We start from the raw sequence: 18,073 nt of genomic DNA, 5'->3' as shown, positions 1-18,073 counted from the left end.
ACAGGGGAGGATGTTACGGGGAATGCGACGACTCACAGTTGTTTTCCGCGTGTCGCGGGCGCCTTCTTTAGCTCGGTGAGCAGTCGTTGGCAATGCGCTATCAGGTGCTCACGCAGCGGCGCGGCCCGGCGGGCGAAACCGGCCTGGGCGCGAGCGTACTCGGCCCGGCCTTCCGGGCTCTCGATCGGCACCGGCGAGTACCCGAACGCCGCGAGGTCGTAGGGGCTCGCCCGCATGTCCAGCTCCCGGATGTCCGCCGCCAGCTCGAAGCAGTCCCCGACCAGCTCGGCGGGGACGAACGGGTCGAGTTTGTAGGCCCACTTGAAGAGGTCCATGTTGGCGTGGAGGCAGCCCGGCTGCTCGAACTCGATCTGGTTCTCCCGCTCCGGCCGCAGCGTGTTGCGCGGCCGGGCGGGCTCGGTGAAGAACCGGAACGCGTCGAAATGTCCGCACCGGATCTCCAGCGACTCGACGACGCCGTCCGTTCCGGCCGAACCGAGCCGGAGCGGAAGTTGTGAGTGACGAACCTCATTCGCCGATTCCCGGTAAACCATTGCCCATTCATGAAGCCCGAAACAACTGAGCCTCGGCGCACGGGACGCGGTCGCGGAAAGCAGGCCGAGGACGAATTCGGCGGTCTTGGCCCGGCCCTCGGTGAAACCCGCCGGATCGAGCACGACACCGTCCGGCGTCTCGACGTAGCTCTTCCGCTCCAGGAACCGGTGTGCGGACCGGCCTTCGAGCGCGAAGCCCGGCCCCGGCTGCCAGCGTTCGACGTGTCCGGGACGGTGCGAGTAGTAGCTGAAGAGGAAGTCGAGCACCGGATGCTTCTCGCCCCGCGAGCGGCGGCGCTGGTGCGGTGTCGTCCAGCGCCGCATCCGGGTGACGTGGTCGTCCTCCCGAGCCCGCCAGACGGACTCGGGAAGGACGATCAGGCCGGTCATGACATGACGTGGGTACCGTCGCGGACAGTTCCCACGTATTCCTCGACGAGGTCCTCCAGCGCGACGACGCCGACGGCCGCTCCCGCCGGGCTCAGCGCCCGCGCCAGGTGACTGCCTTCCTTGCGCATCGCCGACAACGCTTCGTCCAGCCGGGCATCGGCGTGCAGTTCGGTCAGCGCACGCGTCTTGTCCGACGGGACCACGGTCGTCGGGTCCTCGCCCACGAGGTCGAGGATGTCCTTGACGTGGATGTATCCGGTCAGCGTCCCGTCGTCGGTGCACACCGGGAAGCGCGAGAACCCGGTCGAGGACACCGCGCGCTCGACGTCGCCCAGCGTGGGCGAGCAGGGCAGTGTGGTGAGCTGCGCCGTCGGGACCAGGACGTCGGCCACCGTCTTCTCCACCGACGACAGCGTCTTGCTGAGCCGCTGGTGCTCGGAGTGCTCCAGCAGCCCCTCACGCCGCGACTCGCTGAGCAGTTCGGCGAGCTCGTCGGAGGTGTAGGCGGTCTCGAGCTCGTCCTTCGGCTCCACCTTGAACAACCGCAGCAGGGAGTTCGCCACGAAGTTCAGCAGCCAGATGAAAGGATTGGCGATCTTCACCCAGGCCACGTGCACCGGGACCAGCCACAGGGCCAGCCGCTCCGGCTCGGCGATCGCGAGGTTCTTCGGCACCATCTCGCCGATGAGGACGTGCAGGATGGTGATGAACGCCAGCGCGATCGCGAACGAGATCGGATGCAGCAGGACCTCGGGGATCCCGAGCAGCTCGAAGAAGCCGGCCAGCTGATGCGCGATGGCTGGCTCGCCCAGCCGTCCCAGCAGCAGCGAACAGATCGTGATGCCGAGCTGCGCGCCCGCGAGCATCAGCGAGACGTTCTTGCTCGCGTTGATCACGATCTTGGCGCGGGTCTTTCCTTGCTCCAGCAAGGCCTCCAGCCTGTCGCGCCGCGACGAGATCAGCGCGAACTCGGCGCCGACGAAGAACGCGTTGGCCAGCAACAGGACCACGACGAGGAAGATGTTGAACCAGTCGCTCATCGGGCGGGCTCCTGCTCGGCGGAAGTGGCGGTCTCGCTGACCCGGCGGACTTCGACCTCGGCGATGCGGAGACGGTCCATTTTGGTCACCGTGAGCCGCCAGGCGTCGAGGTCGGTGGCGTCGCCGGGGGAGGGGATCCGCCCGAGCCGCTCGAGGATCAGCCCGGCGATGGTCTCGTAGTCGCCGTCGGGCATCCGGAAGCCGGTCTCGTCGGTGACTTCGTCGGCGCGAAGCTGCCCGGAAACGAGCCAGTTGTCGGCGCCGACCTGCTGGGAGGAGGGCGCTTCCCGGTCGTCGTGCTCGTCGCGGACGTCACCGATGATCTCCTCGACGACGTCCTCCAGCGTCACCAGTCCCGCGGTGCCGCCGTACTCGTCGACGACGATCGCGAGCTGGAACCGGGAATCGCGCAGCCGGTTGAGCAGTGAGTCGCCCGGCAGTGATTCGGGCACGGTCGGGATCGGCCGCATGACCGAGCCGATCCGCACCGTGGCGCGTTGCGCGGCCGGGACGGTGAACGCCTGCTTGATGTGCACCGCGCCCTGCACGTCGTCGAGGTCCTCGGTGTAGACCGGGAAACGCGAAAAGCCGGTGCGGCGCGAGATCTCGATGAGGTCGGAGATCGTGTCGTCCACGGTCAGCGATTCGAACTGGACGCGCGGCGTCATCAGCTCGTCGGCCGTCCGCTCGCCGAAGCGGAGCGACTTGTCCAGCAGTTCGGCCGTCGACGTGTCGAGCGTGCCGCTTTCGGCGCTGGAACGCACGATCGAGCCGAGTTCCTGCGGCGACCGGGCCGAACGCAGTTCTTCCTGCGGTTCGACACCGAACTTGCGGACCAGGAAGTTGGCGCTGTTGTTCATCAGGGTGATGAGCCAGCGGAAGAGCGACGAGAACCGCGAGTGGTACCCCGCGACGGCGCGCGCGGTCTGCAGCGGCCGCGCGATCGCGAGGTTCTTCGGCATCATCTCGCCGAGGATCATCGACAGCGACGTCGCCAGGATCAGCGCGACCGCCAGCGACACGCCGTTCGCGACGCCTTCGGAGAACCCGATGGCGGTGAACAGCGGGTGCAGCAGGTCACCGATCACCGGTTCCGCGAGGTAACCGGTGATCAGGGTGGTGATGGTGATCGCCACCTGCGCGCCGGAGAGCTGGAACGAGAGTGTGCGGTGCGCCTTCTGCACGGTGTGTGCGCGCTTGTCGCCGACCTGGCGGACGTTCGCGTCGACCGTGCTGCGCTCGAGCGCGGTGAGGGAGAACTCGGCGGCGACGGCGAGGCCGGTGCCGACGGTCAGCAGGAGGAACAGGAGAATGCCGAGAACGGCGAACAGGATTTCCATCATTTCCTGCCGGCGGGGACGGGGTCGGCAGGAAGGTCCTTGGAACAGCCGGGTGTGCCACCCGGCTCGATACTGTCACCAGGTGACTGCGCGTCGCGCACGAAAAGAGTCACTCCTCAATCGGGATCAACAGACACCGCCGCTGTACTGCGGCGATAGGACAATCTTAACGCGTTCCCCCGGCCGCGCGGGCGCGGTGCCGCCGCACGCTCTCCTCGACCAGGTCGAGGACGGGGCCGAGATCGTCGCCCGGCTGGCCCATCGCGAGGTGCGAGACGAGCCCTTCGAGGACGAGTTCGAGGTATGCGGTCAGGACGTCGACGTCGACATCGTCGCGCAGGATCCCGGCGTCGCGCTGGCGCAGCAGGCGGCGGCGGGTCGCGGCGGTCAGCTGCTGGGACCGCTCGGCCCAGCGGGCCCGGAACTCGGGATCGGTGCGCAGCCGCCGGGAGACCTCCAGGCGCGTGCCGAGCCAGTCGGCGGGGTGCTCGCTGCGGTTCGACAGCAGGTCGCGCATCACCTGGACGAGGCCCTGCTCGGCGACGACGTCGGCCATGCGGACCGCGTCGTCCTCGGCCAAGGCCAGGAAGAGGGACTCTTTGTCACGGAAGTGGTGGAAGATCGCGCCGCGGGAAAGGCCGGTGGCCTCCTCGAGCCGCCGTACAGTGGCACCCTCGTAGCCGTAACGTGCGAAGCACACGCGGGAACCGTCGAGGATCTGGCGCCGGCGTGCGTCGAGGTGATCCTGGCTGACCCGTGGCATCCTGGAATCCTGTCACCGGGGACCCGGTTAATGCAATCCGTACGTACGTACTGTGACCAGTTCGCGGGATGATTGATCCGTCCGGGAACCTTGCGGCCGCGAAACACGTCCGAACACTCGGCCGGATCGGCTGACACGCCGTCGGCCACTTGGCTACTCTTTGTCCATCACGGTGAGTGAGTGCTGAGGGGAAGGTGCGGGCGTGAACATCATCGGCGACGCCGCGAGCGCGATCAAGGCCGTCTGGGGTGACCTGACCACGCCGAAGGAACCGACCGTTTACGGCGGTGGGGGCGGCGGAGGCGGCGGGTTCGAGATGAGCCCCGAGGAGCTGAAGACCGTCATCGGGCTGTGGGAAGACGAGCTGAAGAAGGTCGTCGACGACGGCGACAAGATCGACCTCATCGTCGGTGACCTGATGCCGCCGGGTCAGGACGAGGCCAGCTCCAGCTACGTCGACTCCGGTGTCGAATCCTTACTCGGCCTGCAGAAGCAGAACGAATCGATGAGGGCCTACATCGAGGGTTACATCGCGAAGCTCGAGATCGCCCGGACGAAGATCATGGCCACCGACCAGGCCAACACCCTGCGCACGACCTGAGGATGCCGAACGTGTTGAGGAATCGCGCCGCGGTGGCGGCGCTCGTGCTCGTTTCCGTCGTGGTCGCCGGCTGTACCGGCGAGACTCCCGGGACGGCTACGCCTACTCAGGGAACCTCTCCGTCGTCGGGGTCGTCCGCCGCGCCGGAGGACCCGGACGTGCCGAAGGTGGCGAATCCGCTGGACGCTTCGGCGTACGTCGGTGACGTCTGCAAGCTGCTCCCGCCTGCCGCGGCCGCGGAACTGGGGTTCACCGCGCCCGGTGAGTCGAAGGGCGAAGGCAGCAATCCCGGTTGCAGCTGGCAGATTCGCGGCAAGGCCGACAGCCTGCTGATCATCCTCGGCAGCGGCAACCGTGAAAAGGGCATGGGTGGCCTGGCCGGACTGCACAAGGCCAAGAAAGCCGGGCAGCTGAGGTTCCTGGAGCCAGGTCCGGACGTCGACGGCTATCCGACCGTCTACTACGGAATCCAGGATCGGCGAGCGGGTGGCAACTGCGACCTCGCGGTGGGCGTCGCCGACGATCTGTCGATCAGCACCCTCGCCAAGGGCTACGACAACGAGCAGGATTCGTGTGGGAAGGCGCAGAAACTCGCGTCGGCCGTGATCAAGACACTCAAGGGGGCATGAGGGTGGACGGCAAACAGATCTACGAAAACTTCACCCAGGGCGACACCCGCAACCTGCGCACCGCGGCCGACCGCGTCGCAGAACTCTCGGACGCCTACGTCGAGCGTGGCATGGCCATCAAGTCGCTGCAGTCGCGGATGTCGGCGTCCTGGACGGGTTCGGCCGCCGACGCGGCCAACGCCGGTGCCGGCCCTCTCGAGCAGGCCTTCAAGGAGACGGCGGACCCGCTGTTCACCACCAAGGCCTCGGTCATGACGCAGGCCGACAGCTTCGACGACTCCGGGCAGACGGTCGTCCCCGTTCCGCCGAAGCCGGACAAGCCCAACCCTTGGACCACCGGCCTCAAGGGCGCGATCCCGATCGCCGGGCCGTTCATGGTCAACAACGACATCAAGAACTACCAAGAGGGCGTCGCGAAGCACGAGGCGGCGAACCAGAACAACGTCCGGGTGATGGACCAGTACGACTCGGTCACCAGCAGCACGAGCGCGAGCCTGCCGACCGACTACGGCGTGCTGAAGAACGACGGTGCGAACGTGAGTGTGAAGGTCGGCGATGGGCCCGGCCCGATCGATCCGCCGCCCTACATCCCGCCGAAGCGCCCCACGAAGCGCGGCGGTGGTGACGAGAACGACGGCACCGACACCAGCGGCACGGACAGCAACGGCACCGACCGGAATCACACCGGCGGCAACGACCAGAACCAGAATCAGAACCAGAACAAACCGGGCACCGGCGAGGACCGTCCCGGAGGATCGAAGGACCGGCCAGGTCCGGAGATCACGACGCCGACCCGGAAGCCCGGTCCTGGCGACACGACGCTCCCGTCCGGTGGCGGCAAGGGCAAGCCCGGCGGCGGGACCACGGAGATCCCGGGCCGGAATCCCGGGCGCGGCACCGGCGACCCGGAAGACGTCCTCGGCCTGACCAACGGCCTCAACCAGAACTACGGCCCCGGTGGCGGCGGGCCCAACCAGCCCGGAACCGGCGGTGGACGCAACCTTCCCGGGCCCAACACGGCCGCGGGCAGGCTTCTCGGCGGCGAAGGTGGCACCGGTGGCCGCGCGGGCGGTCCCGGTGGGCCGGGTGGACCCGGTTCCGGTGGCCTCGGCTCGGGCAGGGGCTCCGGTATGGGCGGCCTCGGCGGCGGTATGGGTGGCGCCGACCTGGCGGGTGGCCGTGGAGGAGCGGGCCGCGGCGGCGGTCAGATGGGACCGATGGGCGCGGGCGGCAGGCGTGCCGAAGGCGACGAGGACGACGAGCACCAGCGTCCCGACTACCTGATCGAGGCCGACCCCGACGCGATCTTCGGCACCGACCAGCGGACCAGCCCGCCGGTCATCGGCGAGTAGCGGATGACCGTCAGAACAGGCCGGGTGGACGTCCCGGTCGAAGCCTTGGCGGTGCTCGCCGAACGCGAACGCGTCGGCGACCTGCACATCACGCTGCGTCCCGAACCGCGCTGGCTGTCCAGGACGGCCCGCGCGGAGGCGGACAAGCGAGTGGAAGCCGCCTTGGCGCAAGCCGGGCTGCTGGACTCGAGCGGCCGCGCGTCGGTCGACTTCCTGGACTGGCTTCCGGTGCTCACGAAACCGGCCATCGAGTACTACGGCTGGGTGAACGCCGGCGGCCAGACCTACGGCGTCCTCGCCGCGTCGCTGGGCATGCAGGCGGTGCTGGCGGTGGCGTCCGGCGACTGGGTCGGGCTGCAGGAGATCGACCGGCGACGGCTGCCCGAAACGCTGATCGAACAGTTGCCGCCCGTTCCCGCGGGCGGTGGCAGGCTTCGCACGGTCCGGGCGTACGAGCTCGAAGAGGCGGCGCGGCGTGGCCCGGACACGCATTCACTGCCGCCGGTGATCGCGGACATCGTCAGCCTCGTGCAGCGGCCGGTCGAGGGGAGCGGCGAGCTCTACGTCGGCAAGCGGGACGAAGTCGGCAGGCACGTGGCTGTGGAAGATCCGCTCCACTTCGCCGACACCGACTGGGGCCGGTACCTCAGCTACACGACCGGGCAAGGCAACGACGCGGTGGTCCACATCGGACCCGCCGGACCTCCGGAGCTGGCGGACGCGCTTCGGCACGTTTCCAGCACTCTGGGCGGCTAGCGACCGGCAAGTACGTGAAGGCCCCCTTCATTGCGTCTAGCGCAGGGAAGGGGGCCTTCACGTACTCGGGTCAAAGAAACCGCGCGCATCGAGTCTTCGTTCCGGGCTATTGTGACAGCGCTGTTGTATTTCTGGCGGGTCTGGGAGGACGAGGACATGACACGGCTGTATCCGGAGATCGAACCGTACGACCACGGGATGCTCGACGTCGGCGACGGGCACCTCGTGTACTGGGAGGTCTGCGGGAACCCCGACGGCAAACCGGCCGTCACGCTGCACGGCGGTCCGGGAACCGGCTGCAGCGCGGGCCTGCGCCGCTACTTCGACCCGGCCAAGTACCGCGTCGTGCTGTTCGACCAGCGGGGTTGCGGCCGGAGCACGCCGCACGCGGGCGAGCCCGAGGCGGATCTTTCCGCCAACACCACCGACCACCTGCTCGCCGACATGGAGAAACTGCGTGAGCACCTCGGGATCGAGAAGTGGCTGATCTTCGGCGGATCCTGGGGTTCCGTGCTCGCGCTGGTCTACGCCGAGCGGTATCCGGACCATGTCTCGGAGATGGTCCTGATGGGCCTGGCCACCGGGCGCCGGAGCGAGACCGACCTGCTCACGCGCGGCCTCGGTGGCGTCTTCCCCGAGGCGTGGGCCACGTTCCGTGACGGTGTTCCCGAGGCGGACCGAGACGGCGACCTGGCGGCGGCGTACCTCGAGTTGCTGATGGACCCGGACCCTGCGGTGCACGAGAAGGCGGCGGCCGCATGGTGTGCCTGGGAGGACGCGATCATCCCGACTTCGCCGCCGTACAAGAGTTTCGAGACGCCGAAGTTCCGGCTCGCCTTCGCCAGGCTGGTCACGCACTACTGGAGCCAAGGGTCCTTTTTGGACGAAGGCGTGGTCCTGCGGGAGGCCGAGAAGCTGGCCCACATCCCCGCCGTGCTCGCCGAAGGAAGCCTCGACCTGGGCAACCTCATCGGTACCCCGTGGGAGCTCGCGCACGCCTGGCCGGGCAGTGAACTGGTCGTCATCGACGAGGTCGGCCACAGCACGCAGGACGAGCCGATGCGTGAGGTCCTCATCGGCGCCACCGACCGCTTCGCTTCCTGAGTCCGCATGAAGGCCCCCTTCCCTCAGCTGAGCCGAGGGAAGGGGGCTTTCACGCGCACGGTCAGGGAATGACGAGAACGGGGGCGGTTTCGGGTGCGGTGGCGGCGTCCGAACGGGTGGTTTCGGCGAGTCGCAGGCCGGTGGTGCGCGGAGCGATCCGGTCCAGGTTCCACGAACTCAGCAGCAGCGCCACCTTCGCCCGCATCTCGGTCCGGAGTCGCAGGAAGGAATCGGCGGGGTCGGCGCCGACCTGGCCGAGCAGGAGCCACCAGGCCCACGCGGCGGCACCGGCGTTGGCGACGAAGTCCGGGATCACCGGGATGCCACGGGCCTCCAGGCCCGCTTCGGCGTCGGGCGTGGTCGCCGCGTTGGCCGCCTCGATGACGACCTTCGCCTTGACCGAGCCCTGGTTCGCGGCGCGCAGCGCGTAGGAGATGGCCGCCGGGACGAAGATGTCGGCCTCCGTCGCCACGATCTCGTCGCGGGGGAGCAGTTGGACGTCCGCTGGGAGCCTGCTCCGGTCGATCTCGCCGTACGCGTCACGCAGTTCCAGCAGCGCCGGGATGTCGAGGCCTTCGGGCCGGTACAGCGTCCCGGCCGCGTCGGCGACCGCGACGACCCGCATGCCCGCTTCGTGCAGGTACCAGGCCGCGCCGCCGCCCATGGTGCCGATGCCCTGCACGGCGACCGTGGTCTTGCCGGCCTGCCACTCCCACGCGTCGGCGACGCCGAGACAGGCCTGTGCGACGCCGTAGCCGCCGATGACGTCGCCGAGCAGGAGCCCGCCGGGGACCGGGGTGGTCAAACCGGCCTGCACGCGGCGAAGGGTCTGCGACGGATCGGCCGAACGGCGGATCGCGGCGTGGTACGACTGCTCGAGCCCCAGCTTCGCGAACACCTCGTCGATCAGATGCTGCGGCACGCCGAGGTCCTCGGCGGTCACCCAGTGGTTGTCGATCCACGGCCGCAGGAACGAGCAGAACCGTTCCAGCACACCGAAAGCCCGCTCGTCCTTCGGATCGAAGTCGATACCGCCCTTGGCCCCGCCGACCGGCAGGCCGAAGGTCGCGGTCTTGTTCGCCATCCCCCTCGCCAGGTCCTCGACCTCGGACATCGTGCAGCCCGCGCGCATCCTGGTCCCGCCGGTCGCGATACCGGAGACCAGGCTGTGCACTACGAGGTAGCCGGTGGCACCGGTGACGGGGTCGGTCCAGATGAGCCTCATCAGCGGTTCGGCGTTCCTCGCGGCCATGCGGCCACCTCCTTCGGGATTCGGGTCGTGCTGCGCCACTTCCGAGGGTGCGCCCCACCGGGCACGGGCGTCTATTTACCGAATCTGAACGATGACGTGCAGAGAAACTGGTGTAACGCGCCATCCGGCATCCGCGACCGCGCCCGATTACGTTGGAGACATGGAGCTTTCGTTGCACCGCCTGCGGATGCTCCGCGAGCTGAGCAGGCGCGGCACAGTCACGGCGGCCGCCGCTTCGCTGCACTACACCGCTTCGGCGGTGTCACAGCAGCTGGCTCAGCTGGAGCGGGACGTGGGCGCGAAGTTGTTCGAACGATTCGGCAGACGGGTGCAGCTGACCGAACTGGGGTTGCTGCTGACCGAGCACGCCGAGGAGATCCTGGGGTCGGTCGAACGGGCGACACTGGCGCTGGAGGAGGCGCAGGAGACGGTCTCGGTCCGGCTCATGGCCGGTGTCTGGGCCTCCGTCGCTTCGGGGCTGTTGCCGAACGCGCTGGCCGTGCTCGCGGGAGAGCATCCGGGGATCCAGGTCCGGACGCGGGAACTCGCGCCCGAGGACACCGCCGACGCCGTGCGTGACGGCGAGCTGGACCTGTCGTTCGTGATCGACTACTCCGACGCGCCGATGCCGTGGGACGCGGGCCTGGAGCGTGCGGTGATCGCGGTCGAACGGCTGCACGCCGCGGTGCCCGCCGGCGCCGTGCCCGCCGGAAGCGCGTCGTTGCTCGAACTGGCCGAGCATCCGTGGATCCTCGCCAGCCCGAAGAGCCACTTCGGCCGCGCGGTGCGCACGGCGTGTCACCGGAACGGGTTCGACCCCAAGATCAACCACGAGGTCGAAGAGCAGTCGACGGCGATGGCGATGGTCCGCGCGGGGCTGGGGGTGACCCTCGTGTCCGACCTCGGGCTCGGCCTCCGTCCACCGGGGATCGACGTCGTCGCGTTGACCACACCGTTGCTCCGAACGGTTTCGATCGCTTACCGGACGACGTCGTCGCGGCGGCCCGCCCTGCAGCTGGTGATCGAGGCCGTGCGCAACGCGGCAGCTGCGCTGGGACTGGGTACCGAGCCCGCTTTGCCCTGATTCGTCCCGTCCTAAAAGGTGGTCCGCAGATCCAGCCCGGTAGGAACGCACCTGAATTTGTCGGACCCCGCGTGTAGCGTCCGAAGTCAAGGTTTCTCATTGATCGGACTACCGACTGGACGGCGGGAAGATGACAACTGTTCATGATTTCCCCGAGAAGTCCGGGAGCGCGTCGAACGCGACGGCGAAGGTCCTGTCGGACCGCGCCGAAGGTGAGGCGTATGTGGCTTCCGTGTGCTTCAAGCACGGGCCACCGAGACTTCTCGGCGTAGAGCTGGAATTCACCGTGCACTACGCCGACGAGCCCGCCCGGCCTCTCGACCCCGACGATCTCGCCACCGCGCTCGGCCCGCACACCCCGCGGACATTGCGCCCAGACAGCCCCGCCCTCCCGCTTCCGGCAGGTTCACCGCTGAGCCTCGAGCCCGGATGCCAGGTGGAGATCTCCGCTCAACCACAGACCACGCTGCGCCACCTGGACGCCGTCGTCTCGGCCGATCTGGCCCACCTCGAAAGCCTTCTCTCCGCCCAAGGCCTGTACCTGGGTGACACCGGGATAGACGGGCATCGTGCCCCTGTCCGCAAACTGGGCACGCCCCGCTACGCCGCGATGGAACGCCGCTTCGCCCCGATGGGCGATGGGGGCGCGACGATGATGTGCAACACCGCCGGCCTGCAGATCTGTGTGGACGCGGGCGAGGTGGACGACCTGCCCCACCGCTGGGCCGCCGTCCACGCGCTCGGCCCGCCCTTGCTGGCCACCTTCGCCAACTCCCGGATCCACGCCGGACGCGACACGGGTCACGCGTCCGCGCGCTGGCTGGCCGTCATGAACACGGAAAGGGCCCGCACCCGTTCGGCCGAGTCCGAGCGGGACCCCGCTGGCGATTGGGCCCGGCGGATCCTGGACACCCCCTTGATGGTCCTTCCCCGGCAGGACGGTTCCTGGGACGCGCCGCCGGCGCTGACCTTCGCGGACTGGATCGAGGGGCGCGAAACGGGCCTGGGCAGGCCGACGGAAGACGACCTGGCCTACCACCTGACGACCATGTTCACCCCGGTCCGGCCACAGGGCTACCTGGAGATCCGCTATCTGGACGCGCAGCCCGCCGCCAGGTGGCTGCATCCGGTCGCCCTGCTGACCGCGCTGCTCGCACGCCCGTCCACAGTGGACAAGGTGCTCGGGCTGTGCGAACCGGTCGTGGGCAGGTGGGAGTGCGCGGCCCGGTTCGGCCTCGCCGACCGGGCGATCGCCGCCGTCGCGAGCGAGGTGGTGGACCTCGGCTGTGCCGAACTCGGCATGACCGGTCTGCCGCCGGAGACCATCAGCGAGATCAGCGAGGGTGTGCAGTCCCTCGTGCACGGTTCGAGGAGCCACCAGTCATGAGCGTGGAAAGCACCGAGACCAACCCGCTTCGCGCGCTGAGCCCGCAAGACCTGCGGGCTCACGCGGCCGAGGCGCTCACCAGGGCCCGCGAGCGCAGTGTCGCGCTGACCGACATCGACGACGAAGAACTGGTCCGTCAGCATTCGAAACTGATGTCGCCGCTGGTCTGGGACCTGGCGCACATCGGCAGCCAGGAGGAACTCTGGCTGGTTCGCGACGTCGGCGGCCGCGAGGCCCTGCGCCCGGACATCGACGACATCTACGACGCGTTCCAGCACGCCCGCGCGTCCCGTCCGGAGCTGCCGTTGCTGGGCCCGGAGGAGACGCGCAAGTACGTCCGCGAAGTCCGGGAGAAGTCCTTCGACATCCTGGAAAACGTTCCGCTGCAGGGCAGGCGGCTCACCGAGGACGCCTTCGCCTTCGGCATGATCACCCAGCACGAGCAGCAGCACGACGAGACGATGCTGGCCACCCACCAGCTCCGCAAGGGTGATCCGGTGCTGCACGCGCCGTCCCCTCCGCCGTCACGGTCCGGACGGCTGCCCGCGGAGGTGTTCGTTCCCGGCGGCGCCTTCACCATGGGCACTTCCGCCGAGCCGTGGGCGCTGGACAACGAGCGCCCGGCGCACGAGGTCGAGGTCGAGGCGTTCTTCATCGACACCACCCCGGTCACCTGCGGAGCCTATGGGGAGTTCCTCGACTCCGGCGGTTACCGGGATCCGAAGTGGTGGAGCGAGCGAGGCTGGGCGTACCGCAGTGAGCACGGCATCGACGCGCCGCGCTTCTGGAAGCGGGAGCAGGACGGCTGGTGGCGGACGCGGTTCGGCGTCTACGAGAAGGTGCCCGCCGCGGAGCCCGTCGTCCACGTTTCCTTCTACGAGGCCGAGGCGTACGCGGCATGGGCCGGGCGGCGCCTGCCGACCGAGCGGGAATGGGAGAAGGCCGCCCGGTTCGACCCCGCGACCGGGCGTTCGCGCCGGTTCCCTTGGGGTGACGAGGAACCCGCCCCCGAACACGCCAATCTCGGGCAGCGGCACCTGCGGCCCGCGGAGGTGGGCGCTTATCCGGCTGGTGCGTCGCCGTTGGGCGTGCACCAGCTGATCGGCGACGTCTGGGAGTGGACCAGCAGCGGGTTCGAGGCGTACCCGGGCTTCGCGGCGTTCCCGTACAAGGAGTACTCGGAGGTGTTCTTCGGCGGGGACTACCGGATCCTGCGCGGTGGTTCGTTCGGCACGGACGCGGCGGCCATCCGCGGCACGTTCCGCAACTGGGATCACCCGATCCGGCGGCAGATCTTCTCCGGGTTCCGCTGTGCCCGGGACGCGCGGCCGGGCGAGGTGGCCTGACCGGCATGTGCCGTCACCTCGCGTATCTCGGCGAGCCGCGTTCGCCCGCCGAGATGCTCTTCCATGCCCCGCATTCCCTGCTCGTGCAGTCCTACGCCCCGGCGGACATGCGGGGCGGCGGCTCGGTCAACGCGGACGGGTACGGCCTCGGCTGGTACGCCGAAGGTCCCGATCCGTTGCGGCTGCGCCGGTCCGCTCCCTTGTGGACGGACGGGGACCTGCCCGCGCTGGCCGGGTCGGTGCGGTCGCACGCCTTCATGGCGGCGGTCCGCAACGGCACGACCGGGATGCCGGTGGTCGAGGCGGCGAACGCGCCGTTCACCGGCGGCGGCTATCTCTTCAGCCACAACGGAATGGTGAAGGGCTGGCCGGCTTCGATGGCCGAGCTCGCCGCCAAACTGCCGATCACCCGCCTGCTGACGCTGGAGGCGACCACGGATTCGGTACTGCTGTGGGCGTTGCTGCGTGAGCGGCTCGAAGCGGGCGAAGACCCGCTGGCCGCCGTCACGTGGCTGACCAGTGCGGTCGAGGAGGCTGGGCCGGGTTCGAGGCTCAACCTCCTGCTGACCGACGGCCGGACCCTCATCGGTACCGCGTGGACGCATTCCCTGTCCTATCGGGACACCGGCGGAGGTGTGCTCGTCGCGTCGGAACCGTGCGACGGCGACCCCGGCTGGATCCCCGTTCCCGACCACCACGCCGTCCGGGTCACCGGCGAAGGCGTGCGAATCCTCCCCCTCGAAGCCGATCGGAGCCCTGAGGCACGATGACCGAAGTGGATCTCGACGTACACCACAGCGAGTCGGACATCACCGAGCAGCTGCGCGCGGACGTCCGCGCCGGCCTGGCGGCGGACCAGAAATGGTTGTCGCCCAAATGGTTCTACGACGCGCGCGGCAGCGAACTGTTCGAGAAGATCACCGCCCTTCCCGAGTACTACCCGACCCGCAGCGAACGGGAGGTGCTCGGCGGACGCGGCGGCGAGATCGCGGAAAGCTCCGGCGCGCACACCCTCGTCGAGCTCGGTTCCGGATCGAGCGAGAAGACCCGGCTCCTGCTCGACGCGCTCACGAGCCACGGCACGTTGAAGGAGTTCGTGCCACTCGACGTCTCCGAAACCGCGCTCGCCGAAGCCGCCGAAGCCATCACGGCCGACTATCCGTCTCTAGAAGTCCGTGGCGTCGTCGGTGACTTCACCCAGCATTTGGACCTGCTGCCCGGTGACCGTCCCCGCCTGGTGGTCTTCCTCGGCGGCACGATCGGCAACTTCCTCCCCGAGGACCGGGCGACGTTCCTGCGTTCGGTCCGCGAAGTGCTCGACGAGGGGGAGTGGCTCCTGCTCGGGACGGATCTGGTGAAGGACCGGGAAACGCTGGAGCGTGCCTATGACGACGCGGCCGGGGTCACGGCCGAGTTCAACCGCAACATGCTCCACGTGATCAACAACGGTCTCGGCGCGAACTTCGACCCGGCCGCCTTCGACCACGTTTCGTATTGGGACGAAGAGAACGAATGGATCGAAATGCGGCTGCGTGCCCGTGAGCCGCTGACGGTCGACATCCCGGGCGCCGATCTGCAGGTGAAGTTCGCCGAGGGCGAATACGTGCGCACCGAGATCTCCGCGAAGTTCCGGCGGGAGGGCATCGCAGAGGAACTGGCCGAAGCCGGTTTCTCGGTGGAGAAATGGTGGACGGACTCCGAATCGCGGTTCGGGGTGAGCCTGGCAAGATCTGTCCGTGGCTAACCCTCTTACGCTCCTCGCTCGCGCGCTCGGCACGAAACCGTGGCTGATGGGGCTCGCGGGCGGGATCATCTGGGTGGACAAAAGGCTCCACCGGCTGTTCAAGGGGAAGGTGAGCCTGGTCGCACTGGCCGGGCTCCCTTCCCTGCGGCTGACCACGACCGGCCGCAAGAGCGGGCTGCCCCGCAGCACCAACCTGCTGTACTTCCCGCACGAGGGGGATTTCGTGCTCGTCGGCTCCAATTGGGGGAGGCCGAACGATCCCGCGTGGACACACAACCTGCGCTCGCATCCCGACGCGGTCGTCGCGCTGGCCGGCAAGGAGATCCCGGTCCGGGCCAGGGAGGTCCTCGGCGACGAGTACGACGCGATGTGGAAGCTCCTCCTGGACTTCTGGCCGGGCTACTCCATGGAGGAGAAAGCCGCTCGCCGTGTGTTACCGATTTTCGAATTAAAGACCACCACTCGATAGGTTCATGCCATCCTTTCGGCCGGTGACTGGGTAACCGGCTTGTGCGAGGCTCGCTTGGTGTTACGCGCCGTGATGGCTACGGCGCGCCGAGCGACGTGTCCTGTCACGTCGTCAGCCGAGGGAGGAGTCGTTTTGCCGAGTTCCACAAGGAGGCCGGTGCGCGGGCTCGCACTGGTGGGGGCACTCGTGGCCGGTGCCGCGCTGACCGGGCTTTCGTCCGGTACCGCGGTCGCGGCCCAGGACGGCGGGACAGCCGCCGCCCAGGTCGGGGCCACGGCGGCGGTGAACTGGGGCGCCTGCACGGCGGACCAGATCCGCGGCGTTCCCGCCGACCAGGCCAAGTTCTACAGCTGCGCGCGGTATCGCGTGCCGATCGACCACGACAACGCGGCGCTCGGCACCATCGACATCGCGATGCTGAAGCGGGCGGCGAAGACGCCCGACAAGAAGGTCGGCTCGCTGTTCCTCAACCCGGGCGGTCCCGGGGGCTCCGGGTTCCGGATGCCGATCGGTGCGGCGAACTACTTCCAGCCGCAGGTGCTGGACCGGTTCGACCTGATCGGTTTCGACCCGCGCGGGGTCGGGGCCAGCAACCCGCTCAAATGCTTCACCACGCAGGAGGACGCGAACGACGTCTTCGCCGCGCAGATCCCCGTCCCGCTGTCGCGGCAGGAGATCTCCGGCACGCTGGCGTCGTACCGCGACTACGGGCAGCTCTGCAAGAACAACGCGGGTGCGCTCCTGAACCACATGTCCACCAAGGACGTGGTGCGTGACCTCGACAAGATGCGGGCGGGTGTCGGCGACCAGAAGCTGACCTTCGTCGGCTTCTCGTACGGGACCCTGATCGGGTCGACGTACACGTCGATGTTCCCGAAGCAGAGCCGCGCGATCGTCATCGACGGCAACGTCGACCCGGCGCTGCGCACCAGCGACGGCGTGCAGTACGACCGTGAGCGCGCTCGCGGGTTCGAGATCGCCTTGGACGCCTTCCTGCGCAAGTGCGGCCAGGTCGGGCCGAAGTGCTCGTTCAGCTCGGGCACGCCGCGGGAGAAGTTCGACGAGATCCGCACCTACCTGCGCCAGCAGCCGATCAAGCTGCCGGACGGGAGCAGCTACGACATCAACGCGTTCACCAGCACGGTGTCCGGGGTGCTGTACTCGCCGACGTCGTTCCCGCCGCTGGCCGACGACCTGCAGGCGCTGTACAACGTCGTCCACCCGCCGTCGGCGCAGACGCAGACGGCTCAGGCCGTCGAGCTGAAGGTGCTGCGGTCGGGCGCGAACGGCCGTGCGGACGCGGATCCGGACAGCCCGTACGTCGGTGACGACTCGTACTTCGCCGTGAACTGCTCGGACAAGAAGATCACGATCAAGCAGGACAAGGTCCCCGAGATCGCCGCGAAGTGGGAAAAGGAATCGCCCACTTTCGGTCGCTACCAGGCCTTCTCCGACGTCGCCGGCTGCCCGGTGTGGCCCGCGAAGAAGCCGGACGTCTACCGCGGCCCGTGGCAGGCCAAGACCGACACCCCGGTGCTGGTCGTCGGCAACTACTACGACCCGGCCACCCAGTACCTGTTCTCGAAGCGGATGGCCAACCAGCTGGGCAACGCCCGGCTGCTGTCGGTCGACGCCTTCGGGCACTGCATCCTGGGTGACTCGCTCGGCGTGGACAAGGTGACGGCCGACTACCTGATCGATCTGAAGGTTCCGGCCAACGGTCAGGTGTTCCAGCCGAACGTGCAGCCGTTCGAAACCACCGCCTGAACCTCGGGCACGTAATCGTGAAGGCCACCTTCGGGACTATCACCGTCCTGAAGGTGGCCTTCACGGCGTTCGTCTCCGGACGCGGGAAGAGGTCCGTGTGCGGTGGCCGAGCCGCTCCTCGCTAGCTCACGCGTCGATGCTCGCGTAGGCGTTCAGCCCGTAGTTCGTGGCGTACGCGTTCTCGACCCCGACCAGAAGGTCGAGGATCTCGAAGTACCGGTCCCAGAACGGCGTCTCGCGCAGCACCTCGATGAGAAGCTGGTACGAGTGGTGATCGCGCGCCTCCCACACCCAGACGTCGGTCACTCGCGCGGAGTAGAACTCGGTGTCGAAGAACCGGGACCGGACTCCCTTCACCTTGTTCTCGATCGCCGGGAGGATTTCGGTCGTGAAGGCCTCCACACGCTGCTCGACGGTGAGGCCGAGCCATTCGGGTGTGGTCTTCACCAGCATGAAGGCGGTCACTTCGGTGGTTTCTGACATGGTGTTTCCTTT

General features: G+C 68.4%; 18 protein-coding genes. 12 read left to right on the top strand and 6 right to left on the bottom strand.

The genetic code is table 11. The features are described from left to right. Positions 1-32: 32 nt before the first annotated feature. From ACLJRM_RS01645 to ACLJRM_RS01630, 4 genes are all read right to left on the bottom strand, one after another. Positions 33-944 (bottom strand): 3-methyladenine DNA glycosylase, encoded by a 912-nt coding sequence (locus tag ACLJRM_RS01645; protein ID WP_410661980.1) that lies wholly within the window; start codon positions 942-944, stop codon positions 33-35. Beyond that, positions 941-1,984, bottom strand: coding sequence for a hemolysin family protein (locus ACLJRM_RS01640; RefSeq protein ID WP_101607604.1), 1,044 nt, complete (start codon positions 1,982-1,984; stop codon positions 941-943). The genes ACLJRM_RS01645 and ACLJRM_RS01640 overlap by 4 nt, the downstream gene beginning before the upstream one ends. After that, positions 1,981-3,327, bottom strand: a complete 1,347-nt coding sequence (locus ACLJRM_RS01635; RefSeq protein ID WP_101607605.1) for a hemolysin family protein — start codon at positions 3,325-3,327, stop codon at positions 1,981-1,983. The genes ACLJRM_RS01640 and ACLJRM_RS01635 overlap by 4 nt, the downstream gene beginning before the upstream one ends. A 163-nt stretch (positions 3,328-3,490) precedes the next feature. After that, entirely contained in the window at positions 3,491-4,087 is a 597-nt protein-coding gene (locus ACLJRM_RS01630; protein WP_101607606.1) for a TetR/AcrR family transcriptional regulator, read from the bottom strand. A gap of 202 nt (positions 4,088-4,289) precedes the next feature. Here ACLJRM_RS01630 and ACLJRM_RS01625 point away from each other — a divergent pair, with 202 nt between their 5' ends. The 5 genes from ACLJRM_RS01625 (at position 4,290) to pip (ending at position 8,529) form a co-directional block, all read left to right on the top strand. After that, positions 4,290-4,688 (top strand): hypothetical protein, encoded by a 399-nt coding sequence (locus ACLJRM_RS01625; protein WP_410598834.1) that lies wholly within the window; start codon positions 4,290-4,292, stop codon positions 4,686-4,688. Positions 4,689-4,690: 2 nt separating this feature from the next. Further along, the gene (locus tag ACLJRM_RS01620) at positions 4,691-5,317 is read left to right on the top strand and encodes a DUF3558 domain-containing protein (RefSeq protein WP_410661979.1); all 627 of its coding nucleotides are present in this window, start codon (positions 4,691-4,693) and stop codon (positions 5,315-5,317) included. After that, complete coding sequence (locus tag ACLJRM_RS01615; protein ID WP_410661978.1) at positions 5,314-6,669, top strand: hypothetical protein; 1,356 nt, start codon at positions 5,314-5,316, stop codon at positions 6,667-6,669. Before ACLJRM_RS01620 ends, ACLJRM_RS01615 begins: the two co-directional genes overlap by 4 nt. A gap of 24 nt (positions 6,670-6,693) precedes the next feature. Beyond that, positions 6,694-7,425 carry an ESX secretion-associated protein EspG gene (locus tag ACLJRM_RS01610; RefSeq protein ID WP_101607610.1) on the top strand — a complete coding sequence of 244 codons (732 nt, stop codon included), beginning with the start codon at positions 6,694-6,696 and terminating at the stop codon, positions 7,423-7,425. A 156-nt stretch (positions 7,426-7,581) separates the two neighbouring features. After that, positions 7,582-8,529: a prolyl aminopeptidase gene (pip, locus tag ACLJRM_RS01605; protein ID WP_410661977.1), complete on the top strand. Its 948-nt coding sequence runs from the start codon at positions 7,582-7,584 to the stop codon at positions 8,527-8,529. Positions 8,530-8,590: 61 nt separating this feature from the next. Here the strand turns inward: pip and ACLJRM_RS01600 are convergent, their stop codons facing one another. Beyond that, positions 8,591-9,781 carry a Glu/Leu/Phe/Val dehydrogenase dimerization domain-containing protein gene (locus ACLJRM_RS01600; protein WP_410661976.1) on the bottom strand — a complete coding sequence of 397 codons (1,191 nt, stop codon included), beginning with the start codon at positions 9,779-9,781 and terminating at the stop codon, positions 8,591-8,593. 160 nt (positions 9,782-9,941) lie between these two features. On the opposite strand from ACLJRM_RS01600, the gene ACLJRM_RS01595 reads away from it, so the two are divergent. From ACLJRM_RS01595 to ACLJRM_RS01565, 7 genes are all read left to right on the top strand, one after another. Beyond that, on the top strand, positions 9,942-10,865 hold the full coding sequence (locus ACLJRM_RS01595) for a LysR family transcriptional regulator (RefSeq protein ID WP_101607613.1): 924 nt from the start codon (positions 9,942-9,944) through the stop codon (positions 10,863-10,865). A gap of 130 nt (positions 10,866-10,995) precedes the next feature. After that, the gene (locus ACLJRM_RS01590; protein ID WP_410661975.1) at positions 10,996-12,252 is read left to right on the top strand and encodes a glutamate-cysteine ligase family protein; all 1,257 of its coding nucleotides are present in this window, start codon (positions 10,996-10,998) and stop codon (positions 12,250-12,252) included. Beyond that, on the top strand, positions 12,249-13,598 hold the full coding sequence (gene egtB / locus ACLJRM_RS01585; protein WP_101607615.1) for an ergothioneine biosynthesis protein EgtB: 1,350 nt from the start codon (positions 12,249-12,251) through the stop codon (positions 13,596-13,598). Before ACLJRM_RS01590 ends, egtB begins: the two co-directional genes overlap by 4 nt. A gap of 5 nt (positions 13,599-13,603) precedes the next feature. After that, the gene (gene egtC / locus ACLJRM_RS01580; protein WP_101607616.1) at positions 13,604-14,368 is read left to right on the top strand and encodes an ergothioneine biosynthesis protein EgtC; all 765 of its coding nucleotides are present in this window, start codon (positions 13,604-13,606) and stop codon (positions 14,366-14,368) included. Next, entirely contained in the window at positions 14,365-15,342 is a 978-nt protein-coding gene (egtD, locus tag ACLJRM_RS01575; protein WP_101607617.1) for an L-histidine N(alpha)-methyltransferase, read from the top strand. Before egtC ends, egtD begins: the two co-directional genes overlap by 4 nt. Positions 15,343-15,388: 46 nt before the next feature. Further along, complete coding sequence (locus tag ACLJRM_RS01570; RefSeq protein ID WP_101607618.1) at positions 15,389-15,811, top strand: nitroreductase family deazaflavin-dependent oxidoreductase; 423 nt, start codon at positions 15,389-15,391, stop codon at positions 15,809-15,811. Between the two features lie 156 nt (positions 15,812-15,967). Next, the gene (locus ACLJRM_RS01565) at positions 15,968-17,578 is read left to right on the top strand and encodes an alpha/beta hydrolase (RefSeq protein WP_101607619.1); all 1,611 of its coding nucleotides are present in this window, start codon (positions 15,968-15,970) and stop codon (positions 17,576-17,578) included. Between the two features lie 126 nt (positions 17,579-17,704). Here the strand turns inward: ACLJRM_RS01565 and ACLJRM_RS01560 are convergent, their stop codons facing one another. Next, positions 17,705-18,061 carry a darcynin family protein gene (locus ACLJRM_RS01560; RefSeq protein WP_410661974.1) on the bottom strand — a complete coding sequence of 119 codons (357 nt, stop codon included), beginning with the start codon at positions 18,059-18,061 and terminating at the stop codon, positions 17,705-17,707. Between the last annotated feature and the right edge of the window lie 12 nt (positions 18,062-18,073).

The sequence above is a fragment of the Amycolatopsis sp. lyj-84 genome (genome assembly GCF_046549075.1).
Lineage (GTDB): Bacteria > Actinomycetota > Actinomycetes > Mycobacteriales > Pseudonocardiaceae > Amycolatopsis.
The sequence above is the reverse complement of the archived record's forward strand: the minus strand, read 5'-3'. Positions and strand labels throughout refer to the sequence as shown.

Bases quoted from the DNA above. Each gene is read 5' to 3' on its own strand.
- ACLJRM_RS01645 (WP_410661980.1), bottom strand. From the start codon at position 944: ATGACCGGCCTGATCGTCCTTCCCGAGTCCGTCTGGCGGGCTCGGGAG.
- ACLJRM_RS01640 (WP_101607604.1), bottom strand. From the start codon at position 1,984: ATGAGCGACTGGTTCAACATCTTCCTCGTCGTGGTCCTGTTGCTGGCC.
- ACLJRM_RS01635 (WP_101607605.1), bottom strand. From the start codon at position 3,327: ATGATGGAAATCCTGTTCGCCGTTCTCGGCATTCTCCTGTTCCTCCTG.
- ACLJRM_RS01630 (WP_101607606.1), bottom strand. From the start codon at position 4,087: ATGCCACGGGTCAGCCAGGATCACCTCGACGCACGCCGGCGCCAGATC.
- ACLJRM_RS01620 (WP_410661979.1), top strand. From the start codon at position 4,691: ATGCCGAACGTGTTGAGGAATCGCGCCGCGGTGGCGGCGCTCGTGCTC.
- ACLJRM_RS01615 (WP_410661978.1), top strand. From the start codon at position 5,314: ATGAGGGTGGACGGCAAACAGATCTACGAAAACTTCACCCAGGGCGAC.
- pip (WP_410661977.1), top strand. From the start codon at position 7,582: ATGACACGGCTGTATCCGGAGATCGAACCGTACGACCACGGGATGCTC.
- ACLJRM_RS01600 (WP_410661976.1), bottom strand. From the start codon at position 9,781: ATGGCCGCGAGGAACGCCGAACCGCTGATGAGGCTCATCTGGACCGAC.
- ACLJRM_RS01595 (WP_101607613.1), top strand. From the start codon at position 9,942: ATGGAGCTTTCGTTGCACCGCCTGCGGATGCTCCGCGAGCTGAGCAGG.
- ACLJRM_RS01590 (WP_410661975.1), top strand. From the start codon at position 10,996: ATGACAACTGTTCATGATTTCCCCGAGAAGTCCGGGAGCGCGTCGAAC.
- egtB (WP_101607615.1), top strand. From the start codon at position 12,249: ATGAGCGTGGAAAGCACCGAGACCAACCCGCTTCGCGCGCTGAGCCCG.
- egtC (WP_101607616.1), top strand. From the start codon at position 13,604: ATGTGCCGTCACCTCGCGTATCTCGGCGAGCCGCGTTCGCCCGCCGAG.
- egtD (WP_101607617.1), top strand. From the start codon at position 14,365: ATGACCGAAGTGGATCTCGACGTACACCACAGCGAGTCGGACATCACC.
- ACLJRM_RS01570 (WP_101607618.1), top strand. From the start codon at position 15,389: ATGGGGCTCGCGGGCGGGATCATCTGGGTGGACAAAAGGCTCCACCGG.
- ACLJRM_RS01560 (WP_410661974.1), bottom strand. From the start codon at position 18,061: ATGTCAGAAACCACCGAAGTGACCGCCTTCATGCTGGTGAAGACCACA.